Raw genomic sequence first — 25,042 nt, forward strand, 5'->3', positions numbered from 1 at the left:
GTTCGGTCTCCTTGGTGGCTGACTTCTTGGGGTTCGCTGACGCTGCGATTCAGCGGTTCAGCGCATCGGGCCCGGTACATCAGACACACGGGCACGCAGCTTGCATAGTAACGGCAAGCAGGAGGAGCCTCACAACGTGATCTTGCTGGTCGGGGTGGCCGGATTCGAACCGACGACCTTCCGCTCCCAAAGCGGACGCGCTACCAAGCTGCGCCACACCCCGTCGGTGCGAACCGTAGGGTACATGCCCCGGGGCCGGTGGGCCGGTCCGTTTCGGGGGCGTCTTCGGCGGTGCGCGGAATGGGTGTGCGCCCGGCGGCGGGGACCCGCTACGATGCTCTTCGTGCCGCACGGTCGTGACCTGCGGCGCGGTCCGTGCGGGCGTAGCTCAATGGTAGAGCCCTAGTCTTCCAAACTAGCTACGCGGGTTCGATTCCCGTCGCCCGCTCTGCAGCACTTCGGGCCCTGCCCGGTGGATTCCCACCGGGCAGGGCCCGAAGTCGTTTCCGCGCCTGTCGGCGCGTGCGCGGAAGGGTCAGAAGCTGATCTGATTGATCGTCTCCGCTATCGAGTTCATGAATCTGTTGATCGACGGGGCCATGCCCGTCGACGCGAGGAAGAACCCGAACAGCGCCGCCACGATGGCCGGCCCCGGCTTGATGGAGCCGCTGCGGATCAGCACCACGAGGACGATCGCCAACAGCAGCACAACAGACAGTGAAATGGCCACAACTGATCACACCCTCGGTCGGTCCGCCTTGCCGGCCCGGGGACGTGCGGCCCAGCACACCCCCGCCCGCACCATCGTGCCACCAAGCTGCTTGCCCCTGCTGCGGGGTGACGAATCGTCGCCGTCAAGATCACGCCAAGCCGAACCGCCCCGGCCCGGTCCGGCAGGGCGGCGCGGCGGGTCCCGTAGCCCGGCGGAGTGAAATAGGAGAAGGAATACGACGTGATCGTTTCCATGCCCCCACATGTTGGTCACACCAAATTCGAAGGCCTCCGCAGACGTAATTCACATCACCTTCCCAGTGCCGCGATATGCCCTGTTTAAGGGGGATTAATTGGGGCATAGAGGGCGGTTGGTGGCGGTTTCAGATTCGAATGGTCCGCGTCACCGGGTGTTTTACGAAATCGAATGCGCGCGGCTAAGGTGCCTTGAATGTTCCACGCTGCGCACGGATATCAGAGGGCTCCGCTCCCCGAGGCTCCGGAGTCAGGACCCACCCCTGCCACGCGGGCGGCGACCGCTGCCGCCCCCGTGACGACCGGCCGGAAGTCCGCCCCCGGACCGGCCCCGGAGCCCAAGAAGTCCGCCGGTCGCGACGCGTACTTCGACAACGCGAAGTACCTGGCGATCGTGCTGGTGGCCGTGGCGCACGCCTGGGAGCCGGTGATGGACGGCAGCCGGGCCGCCCGGGCGCTGTACATGATCATCTACACGTTCCACATGCCGGCGTTCATCATCATCTCCGGCTACTTCTCGCGCAGCTACCAGGGCAAGCCCCACCAGCTGCGGAGGCTGCTGACCGGGATCGCGCTGCCGTACGTCGTCTTCGAGGTGGCGTACTCCCTGTTCGCCCGGTACGCGGACGACGACCCGGGGCAACCGGTCAGCCTGCTCGACCCCTTCTACCTGACCTGGTTCCTGGCCGCGCTGTTGGTCTGGCGGCTGACCACGCCGCTGTGGCGGATCGTGCGCCGGCCGCTGCCGATCGCGCTGGGGATCGCCACGCTCGCGGCACTCACCCCGAACATCGGGGCGGACCTCAACCTCCAGCGCGTGCTGCAGTTCCTGCCCTTCTTCGTGCTCGGCCTGTGCCTGCGCCCGGAGCACTTCCAGCTGGTCCGGCGGCGCGAGGTGCGCCTGCTGACGCTGCCGCTGCTCGCGGGCACGGCGCTGTTCGCGTACTGGGCCGCGCCGCGGCTGAGGCTCAACTGGTTCTACCGGTCCAGCAGCGTGCAGGAGCTCGGCGCGCCGTGGTGGTCGGGAGTCGTGGTCTTCCTCGGCCTGCTCGTGTGCGCGCTGGTCCTGTCGGCCGCCTTCCTCGCCTGGGTGCCCGGCCGCAACAGCTGGATGACGGCGCTGGGCGCCGGGACCATCTGCGGCTATCTGCTGCACGGCTTCCTGGTCAAGGGCGGCGACTACTTCGGCGTGTTCGAGGAGAACCCCTGGCTCGCCAGCCCGCTCGGCCTGGTCTTCGTCTCGCTCTTCGCGGCGGGTGCCGTCACGCTGCTGTGCACGCCGCCGGTCCGGCGTGCCCTGCGGCCCGTCACCGAGCCCGACATGCCATGGGCGTTCCGCGGGGACGCCACCGAGCTCGGCGCGCGCCGCTGACGTGATCTAGGCGCCGGCGTCGTCGAGGCCCAGCAGGCGCCGCGTCCTCGCGTACTTCTCGGTCAGCTTGTCGCGCGTCTCCTCGTCCAGCAGGGCGAGGCGCCCGGGGTCGGAGTTGTGCGCCAGGTCGGCCTCCTTGATCAGAAGCGCGCCGGGCGTGTCGAGGATGCGCCGGGTGTAGGACTCCAGGTCCTCGCCCTCGCCCTTGGTGAGGGCGAGGACCATGTCCTTCACGGGCTGTGGCAGCGCCGCGCCCTCCAGCCACTCGCGGCTCAGGACGTCGTCCTCGACCGCGTCGTGCAGCCAGCCCGCGGCGACCTGCTCGTCGCTCCCGCCCCGGGCGCGTACGCCCTCCGCCACGGCGGCGATGTGCTCGGTGTACGGGATCCCGGCCTTGTCGGTCTGACCGGCGTGGGCCTCGCGGGCGAGGGCCTCGATCTCGGCCAGGCTCAGGTTCTGCTGCGGCATGGCTCGACTCTACGGCTCCCGGGACCCTCGCACCCGGGTATGCGTACCTCTCGCCGCCTCTGACGCTCGCGACGACGGCGCGGCGCCCGCGGGTCCGGTGCTCATGGCCGGCGGCACAGCAGGAGCAGCGCCCGGTCGTCGTTGACGTCCTTGGCGACCGCCTCGATCAGGTGCCAGGCCGCGCCCTCGAAACCGGGGACGACATAGCGGTCGGCCTCGCCGGTCAGGCGGTCGATGCCCTCGCTGATGTCGCGTCCCGACGCCTCCACCAGGCCGTCGGTGAACAGCATCAGGACGTCGCCGGGGCGCAGGGTGCCCTTGACCGGGTCGAACTGCGCCCCGTCGTAGACCCCGAGGAGCGGGCCCTCGGCGGCCTTCTCCTCCCAGCGGCCGGTGCCCGCGTTCAGCTGGAGCGCGGGCAGGTGGCCCGCGGACAGCAGCTCGTAGTCGCCGGAGTCCAGGTCGAGGACCAGATGGATCGAGGTGGCGAAGCCCTCGTCCCAGTCCTGGCGCAGCAGGTAGCCGTTGGCCGCGGGCAGGAAGCCGTGCGGCGGCAGCGAGCCGAGCAGTCCGCCGAACGCACCGGACAGCAGCAGCGCCCTGGACGCGGCGTCCATGCCCTTGCCGGAGACGTCGGTCAGGACGACCTCCAGCGTGCGGCCGCCGTTCGTGCGGGCCGCGACCACGAAGTCGCCGGAGAACGACTGGCCCCCGGCCGGGCGCAGGGCCATCTCGCGGTGCCAGCCCTGCGGCAGCCGCGGCAGGGCGCTCTGGACCCGGATGCGTTCGCGCAGGTCGAAGAGCATCGTGCCGCCGCGCCGCCACGGCACGCCGACCCGGGCCCGGAACTGCGCGATGAGCAGCCCGAAGGAGCCGCACGCCGCCACGACCAGGACGGTGCCGGGGGTGACCCTCGCCGGACCCTCGGTGTACGGCCCGAGCGCTATGGACTCCACTATCAGCGCGGCCGCCGCCACCGCGTACAGGCCCAGCAGGCTGGCGGGTCGCAGCACGAGGCCGCCGGCGACGATCGGCAGCACCAGGGCGACCGGCGAGAACCACACCGGGGAGACGATCGTGCCCCAGGTGATGGCCGGGATCGTCAGCAGCAGGCCGGCGAGCGCGAGCCGGTCGGAGCCGCCGCCGCGGAAGTAGTCGACGGCGGACCGGCGCATGGCGGTACGGACCCGGTACACGGCTTTCCGCTGCCGGGCCGTGAACGAGTCTGCTGCTGCGCCGCGGGCCATTGCGCAGGACCCTATCCATCCGCCCGCCGGGCGTGCAGGGGGACCCCGCGACATTGCGTTCGAAATCGGGTCGCGACGGGCCGCTCGCGGCTGGTAGGCATGGCATATGACGACTCAACTGCGGGTGTTGCAGCGGTCCGAGTGGGACCAGTGGTACGGGAAGCTGGAGCGTGCCTTCGGCGGTGTCCCCGACTCCCGGCAGGAGCGCAAGCTGTTCGAGTCGCTGACCGAGACCGAGCGGTCGCTCGCCGCCTGGGACGGCGACGAGTGCGTCGGCACGGCGGGCGCGTTCACGTTCCAGGTCTCGGTCCCGGGCGGCGCGATGGTGCCCGCGGCGGGCGTGACGATGGTGAGCGTCGCGGCGACGCACCGGCGGCGCGGCATCCTCAGCTCGATGATGCGCCGTCAACTGGACGACGTCCGGGCCCTGGGCGAGCCGCTCGCCGTCCTCACCGCCTCCGAGCCCGCCATCTACGGACGCTTCGGGTACGGCACGGCGACCCACCAGATGTCCGTGGAGGTCGACTCCTCCCGGGTGCGGATCGCCGTGCCGCCGGGCGCGGAGGACGTACGCCTGCGCTTCGTGACGGTCGAGGAGGGCGCGGAGTCCTGCGAACGCGTCTATGTGCGCACCATCGGTTCACGGCCGGGCATGCTCGCCCGCACCCCGGGCTGGGAGGGCCTGGCGCTGCTCGATCCGCCCGGCGAGCGCGAGGGGGCGTCGGCGATGCAGTGCGTCCTCGCCGAGCGGGACGGCGAGGTCGTGGGGTACGTCCGCTTCCACAACAAGCCGCAGTGGTCCCCGGCGGGACCGGAGGGCGCGGTCTGCGTGCGCCACATCGACGCGCTGGACCCGGCGGCGTACGCGGCGCTGTGGCGGTTCCTGTGCGAGATCGACCTGACCTCGACCGTGCAGGCCCGCAACCGGCCGGTGGACGACCCGCTGCTGCACCTGGTCTCGGACATCCGGCGGTGCAACGTGCGGCTGCGGGACTCGCTGCACGTGCGGCTGGTGGACGTGGGCGCGGCGCTGGAGGCGCGCACGTACGCGGCGCCGGTCGATGTGGTGCTCGACGTCGAGGACGCCTTCTGCCCGTGGAACAGCGGCCGTTGGCGGCTGTCGGGCGACGCGAAGGGCGCGTCCTGCGAGCGGACCGAGGATGCCGCTGAACTGACGGTGTCGGTACGCGATTTGGGCGCGGCGTACCTGGGCGGCGTGTCGCTGTCGTCGCTCGCGGGAGCGGGGCGGGTGCGGGAGCTGCGGGAAGGGGCGCTGGCACAGACGTCGTCGGCGTTCGGCTCCGACGTCGCGCCGTGGCTGCCGCACGGGTTCTAGCGGACGCGAGCGCGGGCAGCGGGGGCCCGCCAAGGGCTCCCGCACCTCACACGCCTGCGGGACCGGGCTGGCAGGCCGGGCACCAGAAGAGGTTGCGGGCGGCGAGACCGGCGGTGCGGATCTCGCCGCCACAGATGTGGCACGGCAGGTTCGCCCGGCGGTACACGTAGACCTCGCCGCCGTGGTCGTCGACGCGCGGCGGGCGGCCCATCGCCTCGGGGGTGTGCTCGGGACGGACCGTGTCGATGCGGTTGTTGCGCACGCCCTCACGCATCAGGGCCACCAGGTCGTCCCAGATCGCGTCCCACTCGCGCCGGGTGAGGTCCTTGCCCGCGCGGTACGGGTCGATGCCGTGGCGGAACAGGACCTCGGCGCGGTAGACGTTCCCGACACCCGCGACGATCTTCTGGTCCATGAGCAGGGCGGCGATCGTCGTCCGCGAGCGGGATATCCGGGCCCAGGCCCTGCCGGGCCCGTCGTCCGGGCGCAGCGGATCGGGTCCGAGGCGGTCGTGGATCGCCTGCTTCTCCGCGTCGGTGAGCAGCGCGCAGGCCGTCGGGCCGCGCAGGTCGACGTACGAGTCCGGGTTCGCGAGGCGCAGCCGCACCGTGTCGGTGGGCGGCGGCCCGGGGGCGTCACCGAAGTTCACCTTGCCGAACAGGCCGAGGTGGATGTGGACCCAGCCGAGCGGACCGAAACCGAGGAAGAGGTGCTTGCCGTGGGCCTCGGTGGTCTCGAGGACCTGGCCGTCCACCAGGGCGGCCGAGTCGGAGAACTTGCCCTGGGGACTGGTGGCGCGCACGGACCGGCCGCCGAACCTTTCGAAGTGGTCGGCGGCCAGTCGGTGGATGGTGTGCCCTTCGGGCATCAGGCGGTCGGCTCCTGCGGGTGGTGCGCCGGGATCGGGGGGAGCTCGCCGGTGGTCTCGTACGCGGAGAGCATGTCGATGCGGCGCGTGTGACGCTCCTCACCCGAGTACGGGGTGCTGAGGAAGATCTCGACGAACTTCGTCGACTCCTCCAGGGAGTGCATGCGGCCGCCGATGGCGACGACGTTGGCGTTGTTGTGCTCGCGGCCGAGCGCGGCGGTCTGCTCGCTCCAGGCGAGGGCCGCACGGACGCCCCTGACCTTGTTGGCGGCGATCTGCTCGCCGTTGCCGGAGCCGCCGATCACGATGCCGAGGCTGCCCTCGTCCGCCGCCGTCCTCTCGGCGGCACGCAGGCAGAACGGCGGGTAGTCGTCCTGGGCGTCGTAGATGTGGGGCCCGCAGTCCACGGGCTCGTGGCCGTGGGCCTTGAGCCACTCGACGAGGTGGTTCTTGAGTTCGAAGCCGGCATGGTCGGAGCCGAGGTACACGCGCATGGTCCGAGTGTGGCATGCGGGGCGGGCGCCCACCGGCCCGGGGCCCGGCTCGGGTTTCGCTCACGTGACGAAGGCAACGAATCGGAGTCGGCCCTTCCGTACCGCGGGGTACTGAGTTTCAATTCCCAGGTTCGTAACCCGAGCGGCACCAAGACATAAGGATTCGTCCATGACGTCGCAGACGACCCTCACAAAGGAAGGCGGCCAGTCCCTCACCCCGGGGCAGCAGCCTTCCTCCGACGGTCTCAAGGCCGGTCTCAAGAACCGCCACCTGTCCATGATCGCCATCGGTGGCGTCATCGGAGCCGGCCTGTTCGTCGGCTCCGGTTCCGGTATCGCGGCCGCGGGGCCCGCCATCCTCGTGTCGTACGCGCTCGTCGGCCTGCTGGTCGTCTTCGTGATGCGGATGCTGGGCGAGATGGCCGCCGCCAGCCCGAACTCCGGATCCTTCTCGGCGTACGCCGACCGCGCGTTCGGCCGCTGGGCCGGATTCTCCATCGGCTGGCTGTACTGGTTCTTCTGGGTCGTGGTCCTCGCCGTGGAGGCCACGGCGGGCGCCGTGATCCTGGAGGGCTGGATACCGGCCGTTCCCCAGTGGGCCTGGGCGCTGATCGTGATGGTCGTGCTGACCGCCACCAACCTCGTCTCCGTGGGCTCCTACGGCGAGTTCGAGTTCTGGTTCGCCGGCATCAAGGTCGTCGCCATCGGCGCCTTCGTCGTCATCGGCCTGCTGGCCGTCTTCGGCCTGCTGCCGGGCTCCGACAACCCCGGCGCGGGGTTCGCGCACCTGACCGATGCCGGCGGCTTCCTGCCCAACGGCGCGGGCGCCATCCTCACGGGCGTGCTGATGGTGGTCTTCTCCTTCATGGGCAGCGAGATCGTCACCCTGGCCGCCGGCGAGTCGGAGGACCCCCGGCGCGCGGTCACCAAGGCCACCAACAGCGTGATCTGGCGCATCGCGGTCTTCTACCTGGGCTCGATCTTCGTCGTCCTGACGCTGCTGCCGTGGAACGACAAGTCGATCACGGAGAAGGGCTCGTACGTCGCCGCGCTGGACTCGATCGGCATCCCGGCCGCGGGCCAGATCATGAACGTCATCGTCCTGACGGCCGTGCTGTCCTGTCTCAACTCGGGCCTCTACACCGCCTCCCGCATGGCCTTCTCGCTGGGCGAGCGCGGTGACGCGCCGAAGTCCTTCGCCAAGGTCAACGCGAAGGGTGTGCCGACCGCCGCGATCCTCGGTTCCGTCGTCTTCGGATTCGTCGCCGTCTTCTTCAACTACATGTGGAAGGACACGGTCTTCCTCTTCCTGCTCAACTCCTCCGGCGCCGTGGCCCTGTTCGTCTGGCTGGTCATCTGCTTCACGCAGCTGCGCATGCGCGGGATCCTGCTGCGCGAGGCGCCCGAGAAGGTGACGGTGAGGATGTGGCTCTTCCCGTACCTGACCTGGGCGACCGCCGCGATGATCGTGTTCGTGCTGGGCTACATGCTCTACGACGACGCCAACCGTGAGGTCGCGCTCCTGTCGGTGCTCGTCGCCGCGGTCGTCGTGTCCATCGGTGTGGCGCTCGACGTCGTGCGCAAGCGCAAGGCAGCCGCCGCCGTCTCCGGCTGACACGCCGAACGCCGCAGCCCCGGTCCGCTTCCGAGCGGGCCGGGGCTGCGGCGTTCGTACGGGCGGTCTCAGCCCCGGCGGCCGATCAGCTTCCAGGCGGTGGGCAGCGCGCCCATCGCCAGCGCCGCCTTCAGCGCGTCGCCGATGAGGAACGGGACCAGGCCCGCCGCGACCGCCTCGCCGAGGGACATGCCGGTGGCCAGCGCCAGGTACGGGACGCCGACCGCGTAGATGATCGCGGAGCCGGCGGCCATCGCGCCCGCCGTGCGCAGCACGGTCCGGTCGGCGCCGCGGCGCGCGAGGCCGCCCACGACGGTGGCGGCCAGCAGCATGCCGAGGATGTAGCCGAAGGACGGCATCGCGTAGCCGGAGGCGCCCTGCGCGAACCACGGCATGCCGGCCACGCCGGCCACCGCGTAGAGGCCGAGGGAGAGGAAGCCGCGCCGGGCTCCGAGTGCCGTGCCGACGAGCAGGGCGGCGAAGGTCTGGCCGGAGACCGGGACCGGGGAGCCGGGGACCGGGACGGAGATCTGGGCCGCGAGGCCGGTGAGCGCGGCGCCGCCGGCGACGAGGGCGATGTCGCGGACACGGGACGCCGGCAGCAGGTCGGCCAGTACGGCTCCGGGTCGGACAGGGGCGACGGCAGTGCTCATCGGGGCTCCACGGGGGTGAGGGCAGCGGGGGACACGGTGACGGTAGCCCAGGGCAATCGCCGTATCACCAGCAGCCGCCCACAAAGCGGCGGTTGACCCATTGGTGGAGTGTGGACAAAGAGTCCGCGCCATGCATCCCATCGCGTGATGCTCGTCACTGAGGTCCGGGGCACGTGGCCCGTTTTGCGTCCCGGGCCGGTGCTCGGGGAGACTGTAGGTTCCCCATAACTCGCACAGAGTGAGACGAGAGCACTGCCCGCCATGCACGACGTGTCGCCCACGACCCTGGCCACCGAGGCCGAACCTCTCGAACACGGGCTCAAGCAGCGTCATCTGACGATGCTGGGGCTGGGCGGGGTGATCGGCGCGGGGCTCTTCGTGGGCTCGGGCGCGGGTGTCGCCGTCGCCGGACCCGGCATCGTCGTGTCGTATCTGATCGCGGGTGCGCTCGCGACGCTGGTGATGCGGATGCTCGGCGAGATGTCCTCCGCGATGCCGGCCTCCGGCTCCTTCTCGGTGCACGCGGAGCGGGCGCTCGGCCGCTGGGCCGGCTTCAGCGTGGGCTGGCTGTACTGGTTCCTGCTCGTGGTGGTGCTGGCCGCCGAGGCGACGGCCGCCGCCTCCATCGCGCACGGCTGGCTGCCCGCCGTGCCCCAGTGGGGGTGGGTGCTCGTCTTCATGCTGGTGTTCACCGCCGCCAACCTCGCGGCGGTGAGGAACTTCGGCGAGTTCGAGTTCTGGTTCGCCGCCCTCAAGGTCGGCGCGCTCGTGCTGTTCCTGCTGCTCGGCACGCTCGCGATCTTCGGTCTGCTCCCGGACACCGAGCCGGTCGGCCTGACCCATCTCACCGGCGACGGCGGCTTCCTTCCGAACGGCTGGTCCGGCGTCGTCTCGGGCGTGCTGGCCGTCGTGTTCGCCTTCGGCGGTCTGGAGGTCGTCACCATCGCGGCAGCGGAGACGGACGACCCCGCCCGCGCGGTGGGGCGCGCCGTGCGCAGCGCCGTGGCGCGCATCCTCTTCTTCTACGTCGGCTCGATGGCCGTCATCGTGACCGTGCTGCCGTGGACCGCGCAGCAGGCGGAGCTCAGCCCGTACGTCACGGTGCTGGACTCGATCGGCGTGCCGAGCGCCGGGCGGATCATGGAGATCGTCGTCTTCGTCGCGCTGCTGTCCGCCCTCAACGCCAATCTGTACGGCGCCTCCCGCATGGTCTTCTCGCTCGCCGAGCGGGGCGAGGCGCCCAGGGGGCTGCTGAGGGTCACGGGCTCCGGAGTGCCGCGCCGGGCCGTGCTGGCGTCGGTCGCCTTCGGCTTCGCGTCCGTGCTGCTCAACCTCAAGTGGCCCGATTCCGTGTTCCTCTACATGCTCAACGCGGTCGGCGCTGTGCTGCTGTTCGTCTGGGGCCTGATCGCCGTCTCCCAACTGCGGCTGCGCCGCCGCATCGAGGCGGAGGCGCCGGAGAGGCTGACCCTGCGGATGTGGGCGTTCCCCTGGCTCACCTGGGCCGCGCTGGCAGCCATGGCCGCGGTCCTCGTGCTGATGCTGAACGACGACGCGGCCCGTCCCCAGGTGCTGTGGTCGGCCGGGGCGACCGCCGCCGTGCTGCTGGTGGCCGCCGTCCGCGAGGTGCGTTCGCGGCGGGGATGACCACCGGACACGCTGTGCTCAGCTGTGGACCTTCCGTGAACATCGTGACCGTATAGCGGACAAGCGTTCCCCGTGAGGGGACGCGCGCCCAGACTGTCGGCTGCTCACCCGTCTCTGCACACGAACAGGGCCGCCACATGTCCCGGACCTCCGCGCCCGCGCCCGTCGACCAGCAGGCCGACGTCTTGCTCACGCACGGACTCAAACAACGCCACCTGTCGATGATCGCCCTCGGCGGCGTCATCGGAGCCGGGCTGTTCGTCGGCTCGGGTGCCGGCATCGCCGCGGCCGGCCCGTCCATCGTCATCGCCTACGCGCTCTCCGGCCTGCTCGTCATGCTGGTGATGCGCATGCTCGGCGAGATGTCGGCGGCCAACCCCGCCTCCGGCTCCTTCTCCGTGCACGCCGAGCGCGCCATCGGCCCCTGGGCCGGCTTCACCGCGGGCTGGGCGTTCTGGTTCCTGCTGTGCGTGGCGGTGGGCCTGGAGGCGATCGGCGCCGCCAAGATCATGACGGGCTGGCTGCCGGACTCCCCCGAGTGGGCCTGGGTCGCCCTGTTCATGCTGGTGTTCTGCGGCACCAACCTGGCCGCCGTGAAGAACTTCGGCGAGTTCGAGTTCTGGTTCGCCGCGCTCAAGGTCGGCGCGATCGTCCTCTTCCTCGGCATCGGCGTGCTCGCCATCGTCGGTGTCCTGCCCGGTACCGAGACTCCCGGCACGGGCAACCTCACCGGTGACGGCGGCTTCATGCCGAACGGCTCCGAGGGGCTCGTCGTCGGTCTGCTCGCCTCCGTCTTCGCCTACGGCGGCCTGGAGACGGTGACCATCGCCGCCGCCGAGTCCGAGCACCCCGTGCAGGGTGTCGCCAAGGCCGTGCGCACGGCGATGTGGCGCATCGCGGTCTTCTACATCGGCTCGATGGCGGTCATCGTCACGCTCGTGCCGTGGAACGACCCGAAGGTCGTCGAGGTCGGCCCGTACGTCGCGACCCTGAACCACCTGGGCATCCCCGCGGCCGGGCAGATCATGAACGTGGTCGTGCTGGTCGCGCTGCTGTCGGCGATGAACGCGAACATCTACGGCGCCTCCCGCATGGCCTGCTCGCTGGTGGCGCGCGGCGAGGGACCGAAGGCGCTCGGCCGGCTCTCCGGCGGCGTGCCGCGGCTCGCGGTGCTCGTCTCCTCGGTCTTCGGATTCCTCTGCGTGCTGCTGAGCTACTGGCGTCCGGACGACGTGTTCATGTGGCTGCTGAACACCATCGGCGCGATCATCCTCGTCGTGTGGATCTTCATCGCCGTCTCCCAGCTGATCCTGCGCCGCCGCACCGAGCGCGAGGCGCCCGAGAAGCTGGTCGTGAAGATGTGGCTCTTCCCGGCCCTGACATGGGTCGCGCTGCTGGGCATGGCGGCGGTCTTCGTGCTGATGCTGCGCGAGGAGGAGACCCGGCTCCAGCTGCTCGGCACCGGCATCCTGACCCTGGTGCTCTCCGCGGCCGGCTTCACGCTCCAGAAGGTGCGCGCGTCGCGTGCCCGGGCGGGCGAGTCCGGGACCGCCGGGGTCAGCACGGCAGATTGAGACTGATGAGCGCGGCGCGCTCGGCGTCCGGCGCGAGGCGCAGTTCGCTGACCGCCGCGTTCCGCAGCTGCGGGAAGACCCTGCGGTAGTCGGCGAGCGGGATGCCGAGCAGCTCGCAGAGCACCAGCCGCAGCAGGGTGTTGTGGGCGACCACCAGCACCCGCTCCCCCTCGTGCTCGCCGGCGATCCGGCGCAGTGCTCCGGACCCCCGGGCCGCCGCGGCCCGGGGGTCCTCCGCGTCCGGGAACGGATGGGCCACCGGATCGGCGCGGAAGGCGTCCGCTCCGGCCGGGTCCGCGGCCGCGAACTCGGCGAGCGTGCGGCCCTCGACCACCCCGAAGTCGCATTCCCGCAGCGCGTGTTCTCGGGCCGTCCGGGGCGGGCAAGACGACCACCCTCGAGACGATCGCGGGCCTGGAGGAGCCCACCGCGGGCACGGTCGGCTCAACGGCGAGGACATGACGGGCGTGGAGCCGTACGACCGGGGCGTCGCCATGTGTTTCGAGTCGTACGCCCTCTATCCACACCGCTCGGCATATGACAATCTCGCCTCCCCGCTCCGCTCGCCGCGCCACCGCCTCCCCGCACACCAGGCGCGCGAGCGGATCGGGGAGATCGCCGGCCTGCTCGGCATCGGCGCGCTGCTCGACCGGCCCGTGGGCGAACTGTCCAACGGGCAGCGCCAGCGGATGGCGCTCGGGCGGGTGCTGGTGCGGCCGGCTCGCGGGCGTTCCTGCTCGACGAGCCGCTGTCCCACCTGGACGCCAAGCTGCGCCAGGCGATGCGCGCCGAGCTCAAGGCCATCGGCGCGGTCCACGGCACGACCACGCTGTACGTCACGCACGACTCGGTGGAGGCGCTCGCCCTGGGTGACCGGATCGGGGTGATCCGGGACGGGCGGATCGTGCAGACGGGCACCCGCGAGGAGCTCTGGCACCGGCCCCACGACACGTTCGTGGCACGGTCGTTCGGGCGGCCGCGGATCAACCTGCTGCCGGGCACCGCGGGCGATGACGGCACCTTCCGGCTGCTGGAGGGCGACTGCGAGAGGGCTCCCCGGGTGGACGCCGCGCCCGGCACCCCGGTGCAGCCCGGCTGGCAGCGGCACGGGCCCGTGCCCGCCGGACCTGACCGGCCATCAGGCGGCCACCCCGCCGCCGCTCCGCCGCAGCCTCGTGTGACCAGCGTGTGCACAGCGTCCCCCACTCGCGCCCGAGACGCCGACTGGATCGGTCCGGACAAGTCGTCCGTCGTCGCGCCGTCGACGCTGCTCGCGGACGCGCACGCGGCCGGGCTGCGCGTCGGCGCGTACACGTTCCGCGCGGAGAACCAGTTCCTGCCCGCGGAGCTGCGGCGGGGGACGGACCCGAACGGCTTCGGCGACGCGTTCGCCGAGTACGCCCTGCACTACGGGCTCGGCGTCGACGCCGTCGTCACCGATTTCCCCGACCTCGCGGTCGCCGCGCGCGAGGAGTTCACCGCCGGTCCCGGAACCAGGCACTGATCACGGTCCGACCCCCTTGCTGCCGCAGTTGCGCAAGGTGTGCAATAAGGAGGGGGAGGGCGTGGCGACGCGCTCCGAGCAGGCCACGGGGCGCACCCCGCTGTTCGCGCCCGACCCGGTGGTGGGACGTCCTGCCGTGATCGTCTTCTCAGCGTCACCGGGCAGGCGGAAGAGGACGGCCCCCGCGAGGACATGACTCGCGGGGGCCGTTGTCCGGTGTCCGGTCTCAGTCGAAGATCGGCCCCTGTGTGCGGGTGCGCTTGATCTCGTAGAAGCCCGGGATCGAGGCCACCAGCAGCGTGCCGTCCCACAGCTTCGCCGCCTCCTCGCCCCTGGGGGCGGGGGTGACGACCGGGCCGAAGAAGGCGATCTGCTCGCCGTCGGCGCCCGGGACCGCGATGACCGGCGTGCCGACCTCCTGGCCGACCTTGCTGATCCCCTCCTCGTGGGAGGCGCGCAGCTCGGCGTCGTACGTGTCCTTGTCGGCGTACTCGGCGAGCGAGACGGGCAGGCCGACGTCCTCCAGCGCCTCGCGGATCGCCGTGGGGGTCGGCCCTTCCCCCTTGTTGTGGAAGCGGGTGCCGAGCGCGGTGTACAGCTTGCCGAGCACGTCCTCGCCGTGCTCCTGCGCGGCGGCGACGACGACCCGCACCGGGCCCCATGCCTTGGTGGCGAGCATCTCCCGGTACTCCTCCGGGAGCTCGTCCAGCTTGTTCTCGTTCAGCACGGCGAGGCTCATCACGTGCCAGCGGACCTGGACGTCGCGGACCTTCTCGACCTCCAGCATCCAGCGGGAGGTCATCCAGGCCCAGGGGCACAGGGGATCGAACCAGAAGTCGACTGGCGTCTTGCCGTTGTCGGACATGTCACTCCTCGTGAACGGGCGGCGCCCTGCCTGCCTCGCAGGGGCAACGCCACCCGCGTGCGAGGGATTCCCCCGTACCGGCTGCCAGGAGCACATGGGAGGATCGCTCCTGTTCGAACGAGACACGAAGGAGTGCCCGTGCCCGGTGAGAATCTGTCCCGCGACGAGGCCCGCACCCGGGCCGAGCTGCTGTCCGTCGACGGGTACGAAGTCGCCCTCGACGTACAGTCGGCGGTCGGGGACGCCGAGGAGGGGGCCGGGCCGCGCACGTTCCGCTCGGTGACCACCATCCGCTTCCGCGCCGCCGAGCCGGGTGCGCCGACCTTCGTGGACCTGATCGCCCCGTCCGTGACGAGCATCACTCTCAACGGCCGGGAGCTCGACCCCGCCGCCGCCTTCGACGGCTCCCGGATCGCGCTCGACTCCGTGGCGGCCGAGAACGTGCTCGTCGTGGACGCCCGGTGCGCCTACAGCCGCACCGGCGAGGGCCTGCACCGCTTCGTCGACCCGGAGGACGGGGAGGTCTACCTCTACACGCAGTACGAGCCGGCCGACGCGCGCCGTGTGTTCGCGAACTTCGAACAGCCCGACCTCAAGGCGCCGTTCCGTTTCGAGGTGACCGCGCCCGAGGGCTGGACCGTGTGGAGCAACGAGGAGGGCGCCCGCGCCGAGGACGGGGTGTGGCACTTCGCCGAGACGCGGCCGATCTCCACGTACATCACGGCGGTCGTCGCCGGCCCGTACCACTACGAGACGGACGTGTACGAGCGGGAGCCGGCTGGGGGCACCTCCCGGGCCGAAGGCTCCGGGGGAGGGACGGCGCTGCGGATCCCGCTGGGCGCCATGTGCCGCAAGAGTCTGGCCAGGCACTTCGACGCGGACGACATCTTTCTCGTCACCAAGCAGGGCCTGGACTTCTTCCACGACCACTTCGACTACCCGTACCCGTTCGGGAAGTACGACCAGGCGTTCGTGCCCGAGTACAACCTGGGCGCCATGGAGAACCCGGGCTGTGTGACCTTCCGCGAGGAGTTCGTCTTCCGCGGCAAGGTGACGCAGGCGTCGTACGAGCGCCGGGCGAACGTGATCCTGCACGAGATGGCGCACATGTGGTTCGGCGACCTGGTCACCATGCGGTGGTGGGACGACCTGTGGCTCAAGGAGTCGTTCGCCGACTTCATGGGCTCGTTCTCCATGGTGGAGGCGACCCGCTTCACCAACGGCTGGGTCACCTTCGCCAACAACCGCAAGGCGTGGGCCTACCGCGCGGACCAGCTGCCCTCCACGCACCCGATCACGGCCGACATCCGTGACCTGGAGGACGCCAAGCTCAACTTCGACGGCATCACGTACGCCAAGGGCGCCTCGGTGCTCAAGCAGCTGGTGGCCTACGTGGGGCGGGAGGCGTTCCTGGAGGGCGCACGGCGCTACTTCAAGCGCCACGCCTACGGGAACACCCGCCTCGACGACCTCCTGTCCGTGCTGGAGGAGACCTCCGGGCGGGACATGAAGGAGTGGTCGCGCTTCTGGCTGGAGACGTCCGGGGTCAACTCCCTGACGCCGGAGGTCGTGTACGGCGAGGACGGCCGGATCGCCGAGCTCGTGATCGCCCAGGACGGCGACACGCTCCGTCCCCACCGGGTCGTGGTCGGCCTGTACCGGATCGAGGACGGGAAGCTCGTGCGGTACGCGAGCGCCGGGGCGGACGTCGTCGGGGCGCGCACGGTGGTGGCCGAGCTGGCGGGCACCGAGCGGGCGGAGGTCGTCCTCGTCAACGACGAGGACCTGACGTACTGCAAGGTCCGCTTCGACGAGGACTCACTGGCGACGCTGCGGGCGCACCTGGGCGACATCGAGGACCCCCTGGCCCGGGCGCTGGCCTGGTCGGCCCTGTGGAACATGACGCGTGACGCGCTGATGCCGGCGCGGGACTTCGTGGACCTGGTGCTGCGGTTCGCCGGGCGCGAGTCGGACATCGGCGTCCTGCAGATGCTGCACGCGTGGGCCCGAGCGGCGCTGGCGCACTACGCGGCTCCCGCGTGGCGCGAGGAGGGCTCCCGGCTGCTGGCCGATGGCGCGCTGGGTGAGCTGCGGCGCGCTGAGCCGGGCACGGAGCACCAGCTGACGTGGGCGCGGTTCTTCGCGTCGGTGGCAGCGCGGGACGAGGACTTCCGGCTGCTGTCCGGTCTGCTGGACGGTACGGAGAAGATCGACGGCCTGGACGTGGACCAGGAGCTGCGCTGGGCGTTCCTGGAGCCGCTGGCCGCGCACGGCCGGGCGGACGAGTCCGTGATCGCCGCGGAGCTGGCGCGCGACGACACGGCGTCGGGCAAGCGGCACGAGGTGCGCTGCCTGGCGGCGCGGCCGTCCGCCGCGGTGAAGGCGCAGGCGTGGGCCGCGGTGGTGGAGTCGGACCAGCTGTCCAACGCGCTGGTGGAGGCGACGATCGCGGGCTTCGTCCAGCCCTCGCAGCGGGACCTGGTGGCGCCGTACCTCTCCAAGTACTTCGAGGCGATCGAGCGGATCTGGTCCGAGCGGTCGATCCAGATCGGGATGGACGTGGTGCGGGGCCTGTACCCGTCGCTCCAGGACTCGCCGCACACGCTGGCGGCGACGGACGAGTGGCTCGCCGCGCACGAGTCGGCGGCGCCGGCGCTGCGCCGACTGGTGCTCGAGGCCCGCGACGACCTGGCGAGGGCGCTGCGCGCGCAGGAGCGGGACGGGGCGTAGGGAGGGCGCCCCCCGGGGCTCCGCCCCGGACCCCGTACCCCGCTGCGCGCCGGGTCCTCGCATCCCCCTGCGGACTGGCGGCGGGGGGCCCGACCCATCCCGTACCGGGGCTTCGCCCCGGAGCCCCTACCGCGCTGCGCGCGGTCCCTCCGCCTCCCCCCACGGCCTGGCGGCCGGGGGTGGGGCCCCGCCGGCGAAGCAGGGAGGCCCCCAGCGCGGCTCCTTGGGAGCCCCGCCGGCGATCGCGGCGCTGAAGGTCCCCCCTACGCCCGCAGGACGTAGGGGCGGGCCCAGGGCAGCGCCCCCGGTTACGGGAAGGGGCACCGCCCCGGGCCGACAGGCCGCAGGAGGAGGGCGGTGCGGGGAACGAGCCCGCGCAGCGGTCGCCACCGGCCGCCCCATCGGCGCTCGAACGCGCGTACTTTAGTGTCGCCTTGTCCCGAAATATCGACGGGCGTGTAACAGCGGTTAGGGGCCCGCTCGCCTCCGGGCATCCCCTCCGCATGGAACAGTGCGACACTCCCCTCCCCCTCCCCCTCCACCCCCGCCGCATCCCGGAACTCGTCGTGTCGGGTGCCGAGTTGCGCGCCCACGGTGTCACTCCGGCGCGGGCCGCGCAGCAGTGCAGGACCGGTGGGCCCTGGCAGGTGCTGCTGCCCGGGGTGTACCTCCTGCGGTCCGGGCCGGTGACCGGCGAGGAGCGGCTGCGCGCCGCGCTCCTGTACGCCGGGCAGCCCGTGGTCCCCGTCCAGCGGAACGACTCGGCGCCGTACGGCCAGGCGATGGTCACCGGGCTCGCCGCGCTCGCGCTGCACGGGTTCTCCGGCGTTCCTCCGCTGAGCACGCTCGACGTGATCGACGTGCTCGTGCCCCGTACGCGGCGTCTGCGGTCCACCGGGTGCGTCCGGCTGGTGCGCGGGCAGGTGCTGCCCATCGCCGAGGAGGCCGGGGGCGTGCCGGCCGCCCCGGTGGCGCGCGCCCTCGCCGACGCCGTCGCCGGGCTGACCGACGACCCTCAGCGGGTCCGGCTGCTGCTGACGGAGGCCGTCCGCCGCGGCTGTGAACCGGCCGCCGTGGTCAGGGAGTTGAACGAGGCCCGGCTGCTCAACCAGCCCCATGTCATCGACGCCGTCGACTCTCTGCTCGCCGAGGGCCGGGCGCTGGCCGAGGGCAGGCTCTACGCCATGGTGCGCGCGAACGGCCTGCCCGAGCCGCTGTGGAACGTGGATCTGCGGCTGCCCGGCGGCCCCCACCTCGGCTGGATCGACGCGTACTGGCCCGACCAGGCCGTCGCCGTCGAGCTGGACACGCGGGCGCCCCGGCACGACGAGGACGCCCTGTGGTCGGAGTACGCCCACAAGCGGGAGATCCTCGAACGCCTGGGCATCACGGTCGTCCACCTCACCCCCCGCAAGCTGCGGGACGCGCCCGAGCAGCAGGCGGTCGTGGTGCGTACGGCCCTGATGGCGGCGGCGGACCGGGAGCCCGCGGCCTACGTGGCGGTGCTGCCGCGCTGACGGACGTGACCGAGCGCCGGCCGGGAGCGCCACAGTTCGAGTCCGATGTCGACCAGGGTGACCCGGTCGAGTCCCGGCACCGCGTCCAGGGCGTGCCATGCGGCCAGATCGGTCGACCCCTGCGTCTCGGGCCGCAGGTCACCACCCGTGACCCGGCCCTCGTAGACGATCCTCAGGCCCTGGAAGTCGGCGAACATGCCGAGTTTGCGCGGGTAGCGGCGGCGTATCGAGTCGATGCCGAGCAGAGCGGTCATCTCCGCCGCGTAGCCGGTCTCCTCCTCGACCTCGCGGACGACGGTGTCCAGGGGGTCCTCACCGTGGTCCATCCCGCCGCCCGGCAACGTCCACTTCCTGGTGCCGTCGCCCGCCACCCAGCGGGCGAGCAGGATCTGTTCATCCCGTATGCACACGGCGTACGCCGCGACCCTCAGCTCCCTGTTCATCCGGTGAGGTTACCGGCGGGTCGTCGGGGACGGGCGGGTTCGCCGGGGAGAACTCGGGCCCGGACCAGCGCAGTGGTGAGGCCGCCTCGGCGTGCACGACGCCGGACACCGTGAAGCGGACGGTACGGCCGCCGTCCGGCGTGTGCTCGGTACGGGCCGTCCCGGTGAACTGAAGCGTGGTCCCGGTGCTCCAGTCGAGCAGCAGCAGTCCGGCCCGCGGGTCGCGCTCCAGGTTGCCGAGGGTCAGGAACATCGCGTTGCCGGGGTAGTCCTCCCAGCTCAGCTCGGTCGGTGAGGCGACCCGGAGGAAGCCCGGGTTCCCGCCGCGATGGCTCGCGTCGGAGCCGTCGGGTGTGCCCGTGGCGACGAAGAAGGTGTCGGCGGCCCGGACGAAGGCCGCCTGGTCGGGGTCGAGGCGTTCGCCGCGCCGCACTGCGCCGGCCGGGGGTGTGTCCGCGGCGGTCTCGTACAACTCCCTCTTCTGGAGGTACTTGGGGCAGTTGGCGAACACCCGCTCGGTCTCGACGAGCAGCCCGCGGGCGGACGGGCGGACCGTGCCGCCCATCCGCATCCGCCGGCGTGTGCGCGGGTCGAGGACGATCGCGCCGGCCGCCACGGGAGGGCCGGCCAGTGTCGCGGCGAGCGGGTCGTGGCCGGGCACGCTTCCGGCGACCGTGACGTGGTGCGCTCCCGTGGCCCGCAGGAATCCGGGCGGTCCGGTGAGCAGCGAGGCCCACATCCGGCCGGCCTCGTCCGCCGCGCCGAGCACGAGCATGGGCTGCAGGCCGAGGAAGGCCGCGGCGACCGGCTTGATGCCGGAGCCGATCGAGCGGCCGGCGTGCGCGGCCTGCTCCCGCACGCCGACGCGGCGCTGCACGGCGAGGGAGCCGTGGTGGTAGGGGCCCGGTGCGGGGTCCATGGGTGTCAGCTCCTGGAGGGCGGGCGCGGACGGCCTAGAAGAAGCCGCAGGTGGGCGCTGCGGCGCTGGGTGCGGGTGCCCCCTCGGCGCCCGAGGGCGCGTAGATCTCCAGGCGGATGCCGTCGGGGTCGTGGAAGAAGATGCCGCCGGACGCCGCGCCTTCCCGGTGGGCGACGACGCCGTCATGGGCGAAGCCGACGCCGAGGTCCTTCAGGCGCACCTCGGCCGCACGGACCTCGTCGATGGACGCGGCCTCGAAGGCGAGGTGGTGCAGCCCCGCACGGGTGGCCTCGAAGCCGGATTCGGCCTGCTGCCACAGGGTGAGGACGAGGGTGCCGTCGCGGCCGAGGAAGGCGAAGCGCCGGCCGTCCTCCTTGCCCTCGCCGATGACCTCGAAGCCGAGGGTGTCGGCGTAGAAGGGGAGCGACCGGCCGAGGTCGGTCACGTTGAGGCCGATGTGGCCGCCGGCGAGCGCGCTGCTGGACGTCATGGAAGACCTCTCTGCGTCATGCGGTTCCGCCTCGATGGCTAACCGCTCACATGCAACTTAACGGTTAGCCCCGAGAGGCGCAACCGGTCACGTACCCTTGAGCGGTTAGACGCAACGGAGCGAAGGAATCCATATGACCGCCGCCGACCCGCGCCCCCTTCTCGGTGAGCCGGTCTCGCTCGACCTCCTCAACACCCGCTGGATGCACGACGGGGAGCTCCAGGACCTGCTCCGGGACACCGACGGCCTGGAGATCTGGCTGAGGACGAACGGCCTCGCGGACCGGTTCGCCGCCGACGCGGCCACACGGGTGAACACCCTCGTCGCTCGGGACGCGCTGGCCGCGCTGGTCGACCGCACGGACGCGAAGGCCGCCGCGCGCGTCGACGCCGTCCTCGCGCACGGCCGCATCCGCGCCACGCTGACGGACGAAGGCCCCGGCGAGGAGGCGGAGTTCACCGATCCGGCATGGGGACCTGCCTGGATCGCGGCCCGCGGCCACCTCGACCTGCTGCGCACCGCACCCGACCGGATCCGCGCCTGCGCGCACGACGCCTGCGTCCTGCACTTCTTCGACACGTCGCGCAACGGCACCCGCCGCTGGTGCTCCATGGCCCTGTGCGGCAACCGTGCGAAGGCGTCGCGCCATTACGCGCGGACCCGCGAGGGGTGAACAGCGGGGGACATCACCCGATTTGACCGACCTGGCACATCCGGCGCCCTGGCGGGTCTCCGCCACGTCGTGTTCACGCCTCGATCAAGTCTCCACAAAACCCTGTTCTTTACGAAAGGCTGAGCGGTCATCCGGTGCCGAATTCCGGACCCTCTCTTTCACGAACAGGGATGCAGATGACCCCCCAGCCCCAGAGCTCCAGCACAGAGCGCTCCGCACCCGGGCACAGACGTGCGGCCCGGGTGGCGGCGGCCGCCTCACTCGTGGCCGCACTGGCCGCGGCGGGCGTCGCCCCGGCCGTCGCCTCGGCGCCCGTTGACGACCCGTCTGCCGGCAAGGGCCTCAGGACCGCGGCGTCCGCCGCCGACAAGCTCGGCACGGCCGACGCCGAACTGCTCGCCGAGGCCGAGGCCGACGGCCGCAAGACCGTGACCGTCATGGTCGCCACCGCCCCCGGGGCGACCGAGCAGGTCGCCGGCCGGCTCGACGCGGTCGAGGGCGCGACGGTCGGCAGGACGTTCGACAAGCTCGGCTACGTCCGCGCGACGCTGCCCACCGCCGAGGCCGAAGACGCCCTTCGGGCGGTGGCCGAGCTCTCGAGCGTCCACGGCATCGACCTCAAGCACGAGATCGAGCTGGACGACCCGACGCCGGCCGCCGACCGCGCCAAGGGCGCGGCCACCGCGGCCGAGGGCACCTACCCGGCTCCCGGCAAGGACACGCCCGCCAAGAACCCGTACAACCCGTCCTTCGAGACGGGCGCCGTCGAGTTCGTCGAGGACAATCCCGAGGCCGACGGCCGAGGGGTCACCATCGGCATCCTGGACTCGGGCGTGGACCTCGGGCACCCCGCGCTGCAGAAGACCACCACCGGCGAGCGCAAGATCGTCGACTGGGTCACGGCGACCGACCCGGTGTCCGACGGCGACGGCACCTGGCTGCGGATGAACAACGCCGTCAGCGGCCCGACGTTCACCGCGGGCGGCCGCACCTGGTCCGCCCCGGCCGGGTCCTACGGCTTCCAGGTCTTCGCCGAGTCCGCCACCCTCGGCGGCGACATGGCCGGCGACCTCAACCGCGACGGCGACACCACGGACAAGTGGGGTGTGCTGTACGACGCGGGCACCCGCACCGCCCGGGTGGACCTGAACAACAACGGCGACTTCGCCGACGACACCGTCATGAAGCCGTACAAGAACGGCTTCCAGGTCGGCTGGTTCGGCACCGACAACCCGGCGACCGACGTCGCCGAGCGCATCCCGTTCGTGATCGAGGTCCGCAAGGACGTCGTCTACAACGCCGCGGGCGCCAAGGCCGACTACGTCAGCATCGGTGTGATCGAGGGCTCGCACGGCACCCACGTCGCCGGCATCACCGCCGCCAACGGCCTCTTCGGCGGCGAGATGAACGGCGCCGCGCCCGGCGCCAAGCTCGTCTCCTCGCGCGCGTGCACCTGGTCCGGCGGCTGCACGAACGTGGCCCTGACCGAGGGCATGGCCGACCTGGTCATCAACCGCGGCGTGGACATCGTCAACATGTCCATAGGGGGCCTGCCGGCGCTCAACGACGGCAACAACGCCCGCGCGGAGCTCTACACCCGCCTGATCGACACCTACGGCGTCCAGCTGGTCGTCTCGGCCGGCAACAGCGGCCCCGGCGTCAACACCATCGGCGACCCGTCCCTGGCCGACAAGGTCATCAGCGTCGGCGCCACCATCTCCCGCGAGACCTGGGCCGCGAACTACGGCTCGGTCGTGGAGAAGAAGTACGCGATGCTGCCCTTCTCCTCCCGCGGTCCGCGCGAGGACGGCGGTTTCACGCCGACCCTGAGCGCGCCCGGCGCCGCCATCAACACCACGCAGACCTGGTCGCCCGGCGGCCCGGTCGCCGAGGCGGGCTACCGGCTCCCGCCGGGCTACTCGATGCTCCAGGGCACCTCGATGGCCTCCCCGCAGGCCGCGGGAGCGGCCGCGCTGCTGATCTCGGCGGCCAAGCAGAACGACGTCGAGCTGACCCCGGCGAAGCTGCGCACGGCGCTCGTCAGCACGGCCGACCACATCCGCGGCACGCAGGCGCACGAGGAAGGCGCCGGCCTGATCAACATCGTGGACGCCTGGGACGCCATCGAGGACGGCGCGACCGCCCACGAGTACAGCGTCAAGGCCCCGGTCGACACCGCGATCGACCAGTTCCTGAAGACCCCGGGCTTCGGCACCGGCCTGTACGACCGCGAGGGCGGCCTGAAGGCCGGCGCGAAGAGGACGTACGACGTCGTCGTCACCCGCACCACGGGCCCGGACCGTCCGGTGCGGCACGAGCTGCACTTCGAGAACAACGACGGCACGTTCCGGATCGTCGGTGACGACGAGGTGGTGCTCCCGCTGAACCAGCCGGTCACCGTCAAGGTCGCCGCGGCGCCCCGGTCCGCCGGAGTGCACAGCGCGATCCTGGAGGTCGACGACCCGCGCACCGAGGGCATCGACAAGCAGGTGCTCACCACGGTGGTCGCCTCGCACGAGCTGGCGCAGCCCTCCTACACGCTGTCCGCGTCCGGCTCAGTGCAGCGCAACAGCCACAAGTCCTACTTCGTCACCGTCCCGAAGGGCGCCAAGAGCCTGGAGATCGCGCTCGGCGGTCTCGCGGCGGGCAGCCAGACCCGGTTCGTCTCGATCCACCCGTACGGTGTGCCGTCGGACCCGACGTCGACGGTGAACTGCTACCCGAACTACACCAACCCGGCGAACACCTGCCGCCCCGACCTGCGGTCCTACGCGAACCCGCAGCCGGGCGTCTGGGAGGTGGAGGTCGAGTCGCGCCGTACGTCGCCGCTGCTCGACAACCCCTACCGGCTGAACGTCGCCGTGCTCGGCACCTCCTTCGACCCGGCCGTCCAGACCCTGGAAGAGGCGAAGATCGGCACCCCGGCCGCGGTGCGGTGGAACGTGACCAACGGCTTCGCCGCCATCGACGGCAAGCTGGCCGGCGGCTCGCTCGGCTCCTCGAAGGTCGCCAAGCCGACGATCGCCCACCACGAGACGCAGACGACCACGGTGGTCATCGGCGAGGGCGTCGAGCGCTTCGACGTCGCCATCGGCAACGTCTCCGACAAGGCCGCCGACCTCGACCTCACGGTCAAGAAGGACGGCGTGACGGTCGGCTCGTCCGCGGACGGGGACTCGGAGGAGGCGGTCAGCCTGGTGAAGCCGGCGGCCGGTACGTACACCATCGAGGTCGACGGCTACTCGGTCCCGGCCAAGACCACGACGTACGACTACCGCGACGTCTACTTCGCGCCCTCGCTCGGCGAGGTCAAGGTCGGCGCGGACCCCGTGAAGCTCGCCAACGGCGCGACCGCGCAGGTCACCGCCGAGGTCCTGGTGAACAGCGCGGCTCCCGAGGGACGGCAGTTCTTCGGCGAGGTGCGGCTGCTGAACGCGCGCGGCACGGCCGCGGGCACGGGCAGCGTCGTGATCGGGAAGGTCACGCCATAACGGTGTGATACGTGCGGAGGGCGGGCGTCCGAGGGGCGCCCGCCCTTCCGCGTGTGTGGCGTGCGTCCCGTTCCTCGGACAATCGATTGGACAAGGCGGCCGTGGACATACGCATCATGGAGCGGCACCCCATGCCGCAAGATGGTGCACAAACGTACGGAGGAGTCCCC

General features: G+C 71.6%; 19 protein-coding genes, 2 tRNA genes and 3 pseudogenes. 12 read left to right on the top strand and 12 right to left on the bottom strand.

Features of this window, described 5'->3' with window-relative positions; all coding sequences use genetic code 11:
• Nucleotides 1-146 precede the first annotated feature (146 nt).
• Nucleotides 147-223, bottom strand: a tRNA-Pro gene (locus AB0K02_RS02500).
• A gap of 154 nt (nucleotides 224-377) precedes the next feature.
• Between AB0K02_RS02500 and AB0K02_RS02505 the strand changes: the two genes are divergently transcribed.
• Nucleotides 378-448: transfer RNA gene (locus AB0K02_RS02505), tRNA-Gly, on the top strand.
• A gap of 87 nt (nucleotides 449-535) precedes the next feature.
• Here the strand turns inward: AB0K02_RS02505 and AB0K02_RS02510 are convergent.
• Nucleotides 536-730 (bottom strand): hypothetical protein, encoded by a 195-nt coding sequence (locus tag AB0K02_RS02510; RefSeq protein WP_177150833.1) that lies wholly within the window; start codon nucleotides 728-730, stop codon nucleotides 536-538.
• A gap of 432 nt (nucleotides 731-1,162) precedes the next feature.
• Between AB0K02_RS02510 and AB0K02_RS02515 the strand changes: the two genes are divergently transcribed.
• A complete protein-coding gene (locus tag AB0K02_RS02515) occupies nucleotides 1,163-2,338 on the top strand; it encodes an acyltransferase family protein (RefSeq protein ID WP_365990467.1) in 1,176 nt (391 codons plus the stop codon).
• A 6-nt stretch (nucleotides 2,339-2,344) separates the two neighbouring features.
• Here AB0K02_RS02515 and AB0K02_RS02520 read toward each other — a convergent pair whose 3' ends face one another.
• Complete coding sequence (locus AB0K02_RS02520) at nucleotides 2,345-2,806, bottom strand: HD domain-containing protein (protein WP_365990468.1); 462 nt, start codon at nucleotides 2,804-2,806, stop codon at nucleotides 2,345-2,347.
• 101 nt (nucleotides 2,807-2,907) lie between these two features.
• Nucleotides 2,908-4,053, bottom strand: a complete 1,146-nt coding sequence (locus tag AB0K02_RS02525; RefSeq protein ID WP_365990469.1) for a PP2C family protein-serine/threonine phosphatase — start codon at nucleotides 4,051-4,053, stop codon at nucleotides 2,908-2,910.
• Between the two features lie 106 nt (nucleotides 4,054-4,159).
• Between AB0K02_RS02525 and AB0K02_RS02530 the strand changes: the two genes are divergently transcribed.
• Nucleotides 4,160-5,389: a GNAT family N-acetyltransferase gene (locus AB0K02_RS02530; protein ID WP_365990470.1), complete on the top strand. Its 1,230-nt coding sequence runs from the start codon at nucleotides 4,160-4,162 to the stop codon at nucleotides 5,387-5,389.
• Between the two features lie 46 nt (nucleotides 5,390-5,435).
• Here the strand turns inward: AB0K02_RS02530 and AB0K02_RS02535 are convergent, their stop codons facing one another.
• Together AB0K02_RS02535 and AB0K02_RS02540 are read right to left on the bottom strand one after the other, a co-directional pair.
• Nucleotides 5,436-6,257, bottom strand: a complete 822-nt coding sequence (locus AB0K02_RS02535; RefSeq protein ID WP_365990471.1) for a DNA-formamidopyrimidine glycosylase family protein — start codon at nucleotides 6,255-6,257, stop codon at nucleotides 5,436-5,438.
• Nucleotides 6,257-6,751: a ribose-5-phosphate isomerase gene (locus tag AB0K02_RS02540; protein WP_365990473.1), complete on the bottom strand. Its 495-nt coding sequence runs from the start codon at nucleotides 6,749-6,751 to the stop codon at nucleotides 6,257-6,259. Before AB0K02_RS02540 ends, AB0K02_RS02535 begins: the two co-directional genes overlap by 1 nt.
• A 169-nt stretch (nucleotides 6,752-6,920) precedes the next feature.
• Here AB0K02_RS02540 and AB0K02_RS02545 point away from each other — a divergent pair, with 169 nt between their 5' ends.
• Nucleotides 6,921-8,366: an amino acid permease gene (locus tag AB0K02_RS02545; RefSeq protein ID WP_365990474.1), complete on the top strand. Its 1,446-nt coding sequence runs from the start codon at nucleotides 6,921-6,923 to the stop codon at nucleotides 8,364-8,366.
• 68 nt (nucleotides 8,367-8,434) lie between these two features.
• On the opposite strand, the gene AB0K02_RS02550 is transcribed toward AB0K02_RS02545, so the two are convergent.
• Complete coding sequence (locus AB0K02_RS02550) at nucleotides 8,435-9,019, bottom strand: biotin transporter BioY (RefSeq protein ID WP_365990475.1); 585 nt, start codon at nucleotides 9,017-9,019, stop codon at nucleotides 8,435-8,437.
• Between the two features lie 261 nt (nucleotides 9,020-9,280).
• On the opposite strand from AB0K02_RS02550, the gene AB0K02_RS02555 reads away from it, so the two are divergent.
• Together AB0K02_RS02555 and AB0K02_RS02560 are read left to right on the top strand one after the other, a co-directional pair.
• Nucleotides 9,281-10,666 (top strand): amino acid permease, encoded by a 1,386-nt coding sequence (locus AB0K02_RS02555; RefSeq protein WP_365990476.1) that lies wholly within the window; start codon nucleotides 9,281-9,283, stop codon nucleotides 10,664-10,666.
• Nucleotides 10,667-10,803: 137 nt separating this feature from the next.
• Nucleotides 10,804-12,240: an amino acid permease gene (locus AB0K02_RS02560; protein WP_365990477.1), complete on the top strand. Its 1,437-nt coding sequence runs from the start codon at nucleotides 10,804-10,806 to the stop codon at nucleotides 12,238-12,240.
• On the opposite strand, the pseudogene AB0K02_RS02565 reads toward AB0K02_RS02560, so the two are convergent.
• A pseudogene (locus tag AB0K02_RS02565) lies at nucleotides 12,224-12,607 on the bottom strand (histidine phosphatase family protein); the annotation flags it as partial. The gene AB0K02_RS02560 and the pseudogene AB0K02_RS02565 sit on opposite strands and share 17 nt — an antisense overlap.
• Nucleotides 12,608-12,654: 47 nt before the next feature.
• Here AB0K02_RS02565 and AB0K02_RS02570 point away from each other — a divergent pair.
• Together AB0K02_RS02570 and AB0K02_RS02575 are read left to right on the top strand one after the other, a co-directional pair.
• Nucleotides 12,655-13,127, top strand: a pseudogene (locus AB0K02_RS02570) (ATP-binding cassette domain-containing protein).
• A gap of 332 nt (nucleotides 13,128-13,459) precedes the next feature.
• A pseudogene (locus tag AB0K02_RS02575) lies at nucleotides 13,460-13,744 on the top strand (glycerophosphodiester phosphodiesterase); the annotation flags it as partial.
• Nucleotides 13,745-13,970: 226 nt separating this feature from the next.
• Here AB0K02_RS02575 and AB0K02_RS02580 read toward each other — a convergent pair.
• Nucleotides 13,971-14,609, bottom strand: coding sequence for a DsbA family protein (locus tag AB0K02_RS02580; RefSeq protein WP_365990478.1), 639 nt, complete (start codon nucleotides 14,607-14,609; stop codon nucleotides 13,971-13,973).
• Nucleotides 14,610-14,747: 138 nt separating this feature from the next.
• On the opposite strand from AB0K02_RS02580, the gene pepN reads away from it, so the two are divergent.
• Nucleotides 14,748-17,339 carry an aminopeptidase N gene (gene pepN, locus AB0K02_RS02585; protein ID WP_365990479.1) on the top strand — a complete coding sequence of 864 codons (2,592 nt, stop codon included), beginning with the start codon at nucleotides 14,748-14,750 and terminating at the stop codon, nucleotides 17,337-17,339.
• 503 nt (nucleotides 17,340-17,842) lie between these two features.
• A complete protein-coding gene (locus AB0K02_RS02590) occupies nucleotides 17,843-18,856 on the top strand; it encodes a hypothetical protein (protein WP_365990480.1) in 1,014 nt (337 codons plus the stop codon).
• Here AB0K02_RS02590 and AB0K02_RS02595 read toward each other — a convergent pair.
• Genes AB0K02_RS02595 through AB0K02_RS02605 form a run of 3 tightly spaced genes read right to left on the bottom strand, consistent with a single transcriptional unit; the run spans nucleotide 18,832 to nucleotide 20,708 of the window.
• A complete protein-coding gene (locus AB0K02_RS02595) occupies nucleotides 18,832-19,299 on the bottom strand; it encodes an NUDIX hydrolase (protein WP_365990481.1) in 468 nt (155 codons plus the stop codon). The two genes, AB0K02_RS02590 and AB0K02_RS02595, sit on opposite strands and share 25 nt — an antisense overlap.
• Complete coding sequence (locus AB0K02_RS02600) at nucleotides 19,250-20,218, bottom strand: pyridoxamine 5'-phosphate oxidase family protein (protein ID WP_365990482.1); 969 nt, start codon at nucleotides 20,216-20,218, stop codon at nucleotides 19,250-19,252. The genes AB0K02_RS02595 and AB0K02_RS02600 overlap by 50 nt, the downstream gene beginning before the upstream one ends.
• Before the next feature lie 34 nt (nucleotides 20,219-20,252).
• Complete coding sequence (locus tag AB0K02_RS02605) at nucleotides 20,253-20,708, bottom strand: VOC family protein (RefSeq protein ID WP_365990483.1); 456 nt, start codon at nucleotides 20,706-20,708, stop codon at nucleotides 20,253-20,255.
• Between the two features lie 133 nt (nucleotides 20,709-20,841).
• Here AB0K02_RS02605 and AB0K02_RS02610 point away from each other — a divergent pair, with 133 nt between their 5' ends.
• A complete protein-coding gene (locus tag AB0K02_RS02610; RefSeq protein WP_365990484.1) occupies nucleotides 20,842-21,381 on the top strand; it encodes a CGNR zinc finger domain-containing protein in 540 nt (179 codons plus the stop codon).
• A 170-nt stretch (nucleotides 21,382-21,551) separates the two neighbouring features.
• On the top strand, nucleotides 21,552-24,872 hold the full coding sequence (locus AB0K02_RS02615) for a S8 family serine peptidase (RefSeq protein WP_365990485.1): 3,321 nt from the start codon (nucleotides 21,552-21,554) through the stop codon (nucleotides 24,870-24,872).
• The last annotated feature ends 170 nt before the right edge of the window (nucleotides 24,873-25,042 follow it).

The organism is Streptomyces sp. NPDC049597 (assembly GCF_040675505.1).
Classification (GTDB): Bacteria; Actinomycetota; Actinomycetes; order Streptomycetales; family Streptomycetaceae; genus Streptomyces.

What these genes read in the sequence shown, in the direction of transcription:
- AB0K02_RS02600 (WP_365990482.1), bottom strand. Translation starts at nt 20,218, where the DNA reads ATGGACCCCGCACCGGGCCCCTACCACCACGGCTCCCTCGCCGTGCAG.
- AB0K02_RS02540 (WP_365990473.1), bottom strand. Translation starts at nt 6,751, where the DNA reads ATGCGCGTGTACCTCGGCTCCGACCATGCCGGCTTCGAACTCAAGAAC.
- AB0K02_RS02520 (WP_365990468.1), bottom strand. Translation starts at nt 2,806, where the DNA reads ATGCCGCAGCAGAACCTGAGCCTGGCCGAGATCGAGGCCCTCGCCCGC.
- AB0K02_RS02580 (WP_365990478.1), bottom strand. Translation starts at nt 14,609, where the DNA reads ATGTCCGACAACGGCAAGACGCCAGTCGACTTCTGGTTCGATCCCCTG.
- AB0K02_RS02595 (WP_365990481.1), bottom strand. Translation starts at nt 19,299, where the DNA reads ATGAACAGGGAGCTGAGGGTCGCGGCGTACGCCGTGTGCATACGGGAT.
- AB0K02_RS02550 (WP_365990475.1), bottom strand. Translation starts at nt 9,019, where the DNA reads ATGAGCACTGCCGTCGCCCCTGTCCGACCCGGAGCCGTACTGGCCGAC.
- AB0K02_RS02610 (WP_365990484.1), top strand. Translation starts at nt 20,842, where the DNA reads ATGACCGCCGCCGACCCGCGCCCCCTTCTCGGTGAGCCGGTCTCGCTC.
- AB0K02_RS02615 (WP_365990485.1), top strand. Translation starts at nt 21,552, where the DNA reads ATGCAGATGACCCCCCAGCCCCAGAGCTCCAGCACAGAGCGCTCCGCA.
- AB0K02_RS02605 (WP_365990483.1), bottom strand. Translation starts at nt 20,708, where the DNA reads ATGACGTCCAGCAGCGCGCTCGCCGGCGGCCACATCGGCCTCAACGTG.
- AB0K02_RS02530 (WP_365990470.1), top strand. Translation starts at nt 4,160, where the DNA reads ATGACGACTCAACTGCGGGTGTTGCAGCGGTCCGAGTGGGACCAGTGG.
- AB0K02_RS02535 (WP_365990471.1), bottom strand. Translation starts at nt 6,257, where the DNA reads ATGCCCGAAGGGCACACCATCCACCGACTGGCCGCCGACCACTTCGAA.
- AB0K02_RS02555 (WP_365990476.1), top strand. Translation starts at nt 9,281, where the DNA reads ATGCACGACGTGTCGCCCACGACCCTGGCCACCGAGGCCGAACCTCTC.
- AB0K02_RS02545 (WP_365990474.1), top strand. Translation starts at nt 6,921, where the DNA reads ATGACGTCGCAGACGACCCTCACAAAGGAAGGCGGCCAGTCCCTCACC.
- AB0K02_RS02590 (WP_365990480.1), top strand. Translation starts at nt 17,843, where the DNA reads ATGGAACAGTGCGACACTCCCCTCCCCCTCCCCCTCCACCCCCGCCGC.
- AB0K02_RS02515 (WP_365990467.1), top strand. Translation starts at nt 1,163, where the DNA reads ATGTTCCACGCTGCGCACGGATATCAGAGGGCTCCGCTCCCCGAGGCT.
- AB0K02_RS02560 (WP_365990477.1), top strand. Translation starts at nt 10,804, where the DNA reads ATGTCCCGGACCTCCGCGCCCGCGCCCGTCGACCAGCAGGCCGACGTC.
- AB0K02_RS02525 (WP_365990469.1), bottom strand. Translation starts at nt 4,053, where the DNA reads ATGGCCCGCGGCGCAGCAGCAGACTCGTTCACGGCCCGGCAGCGGAAA.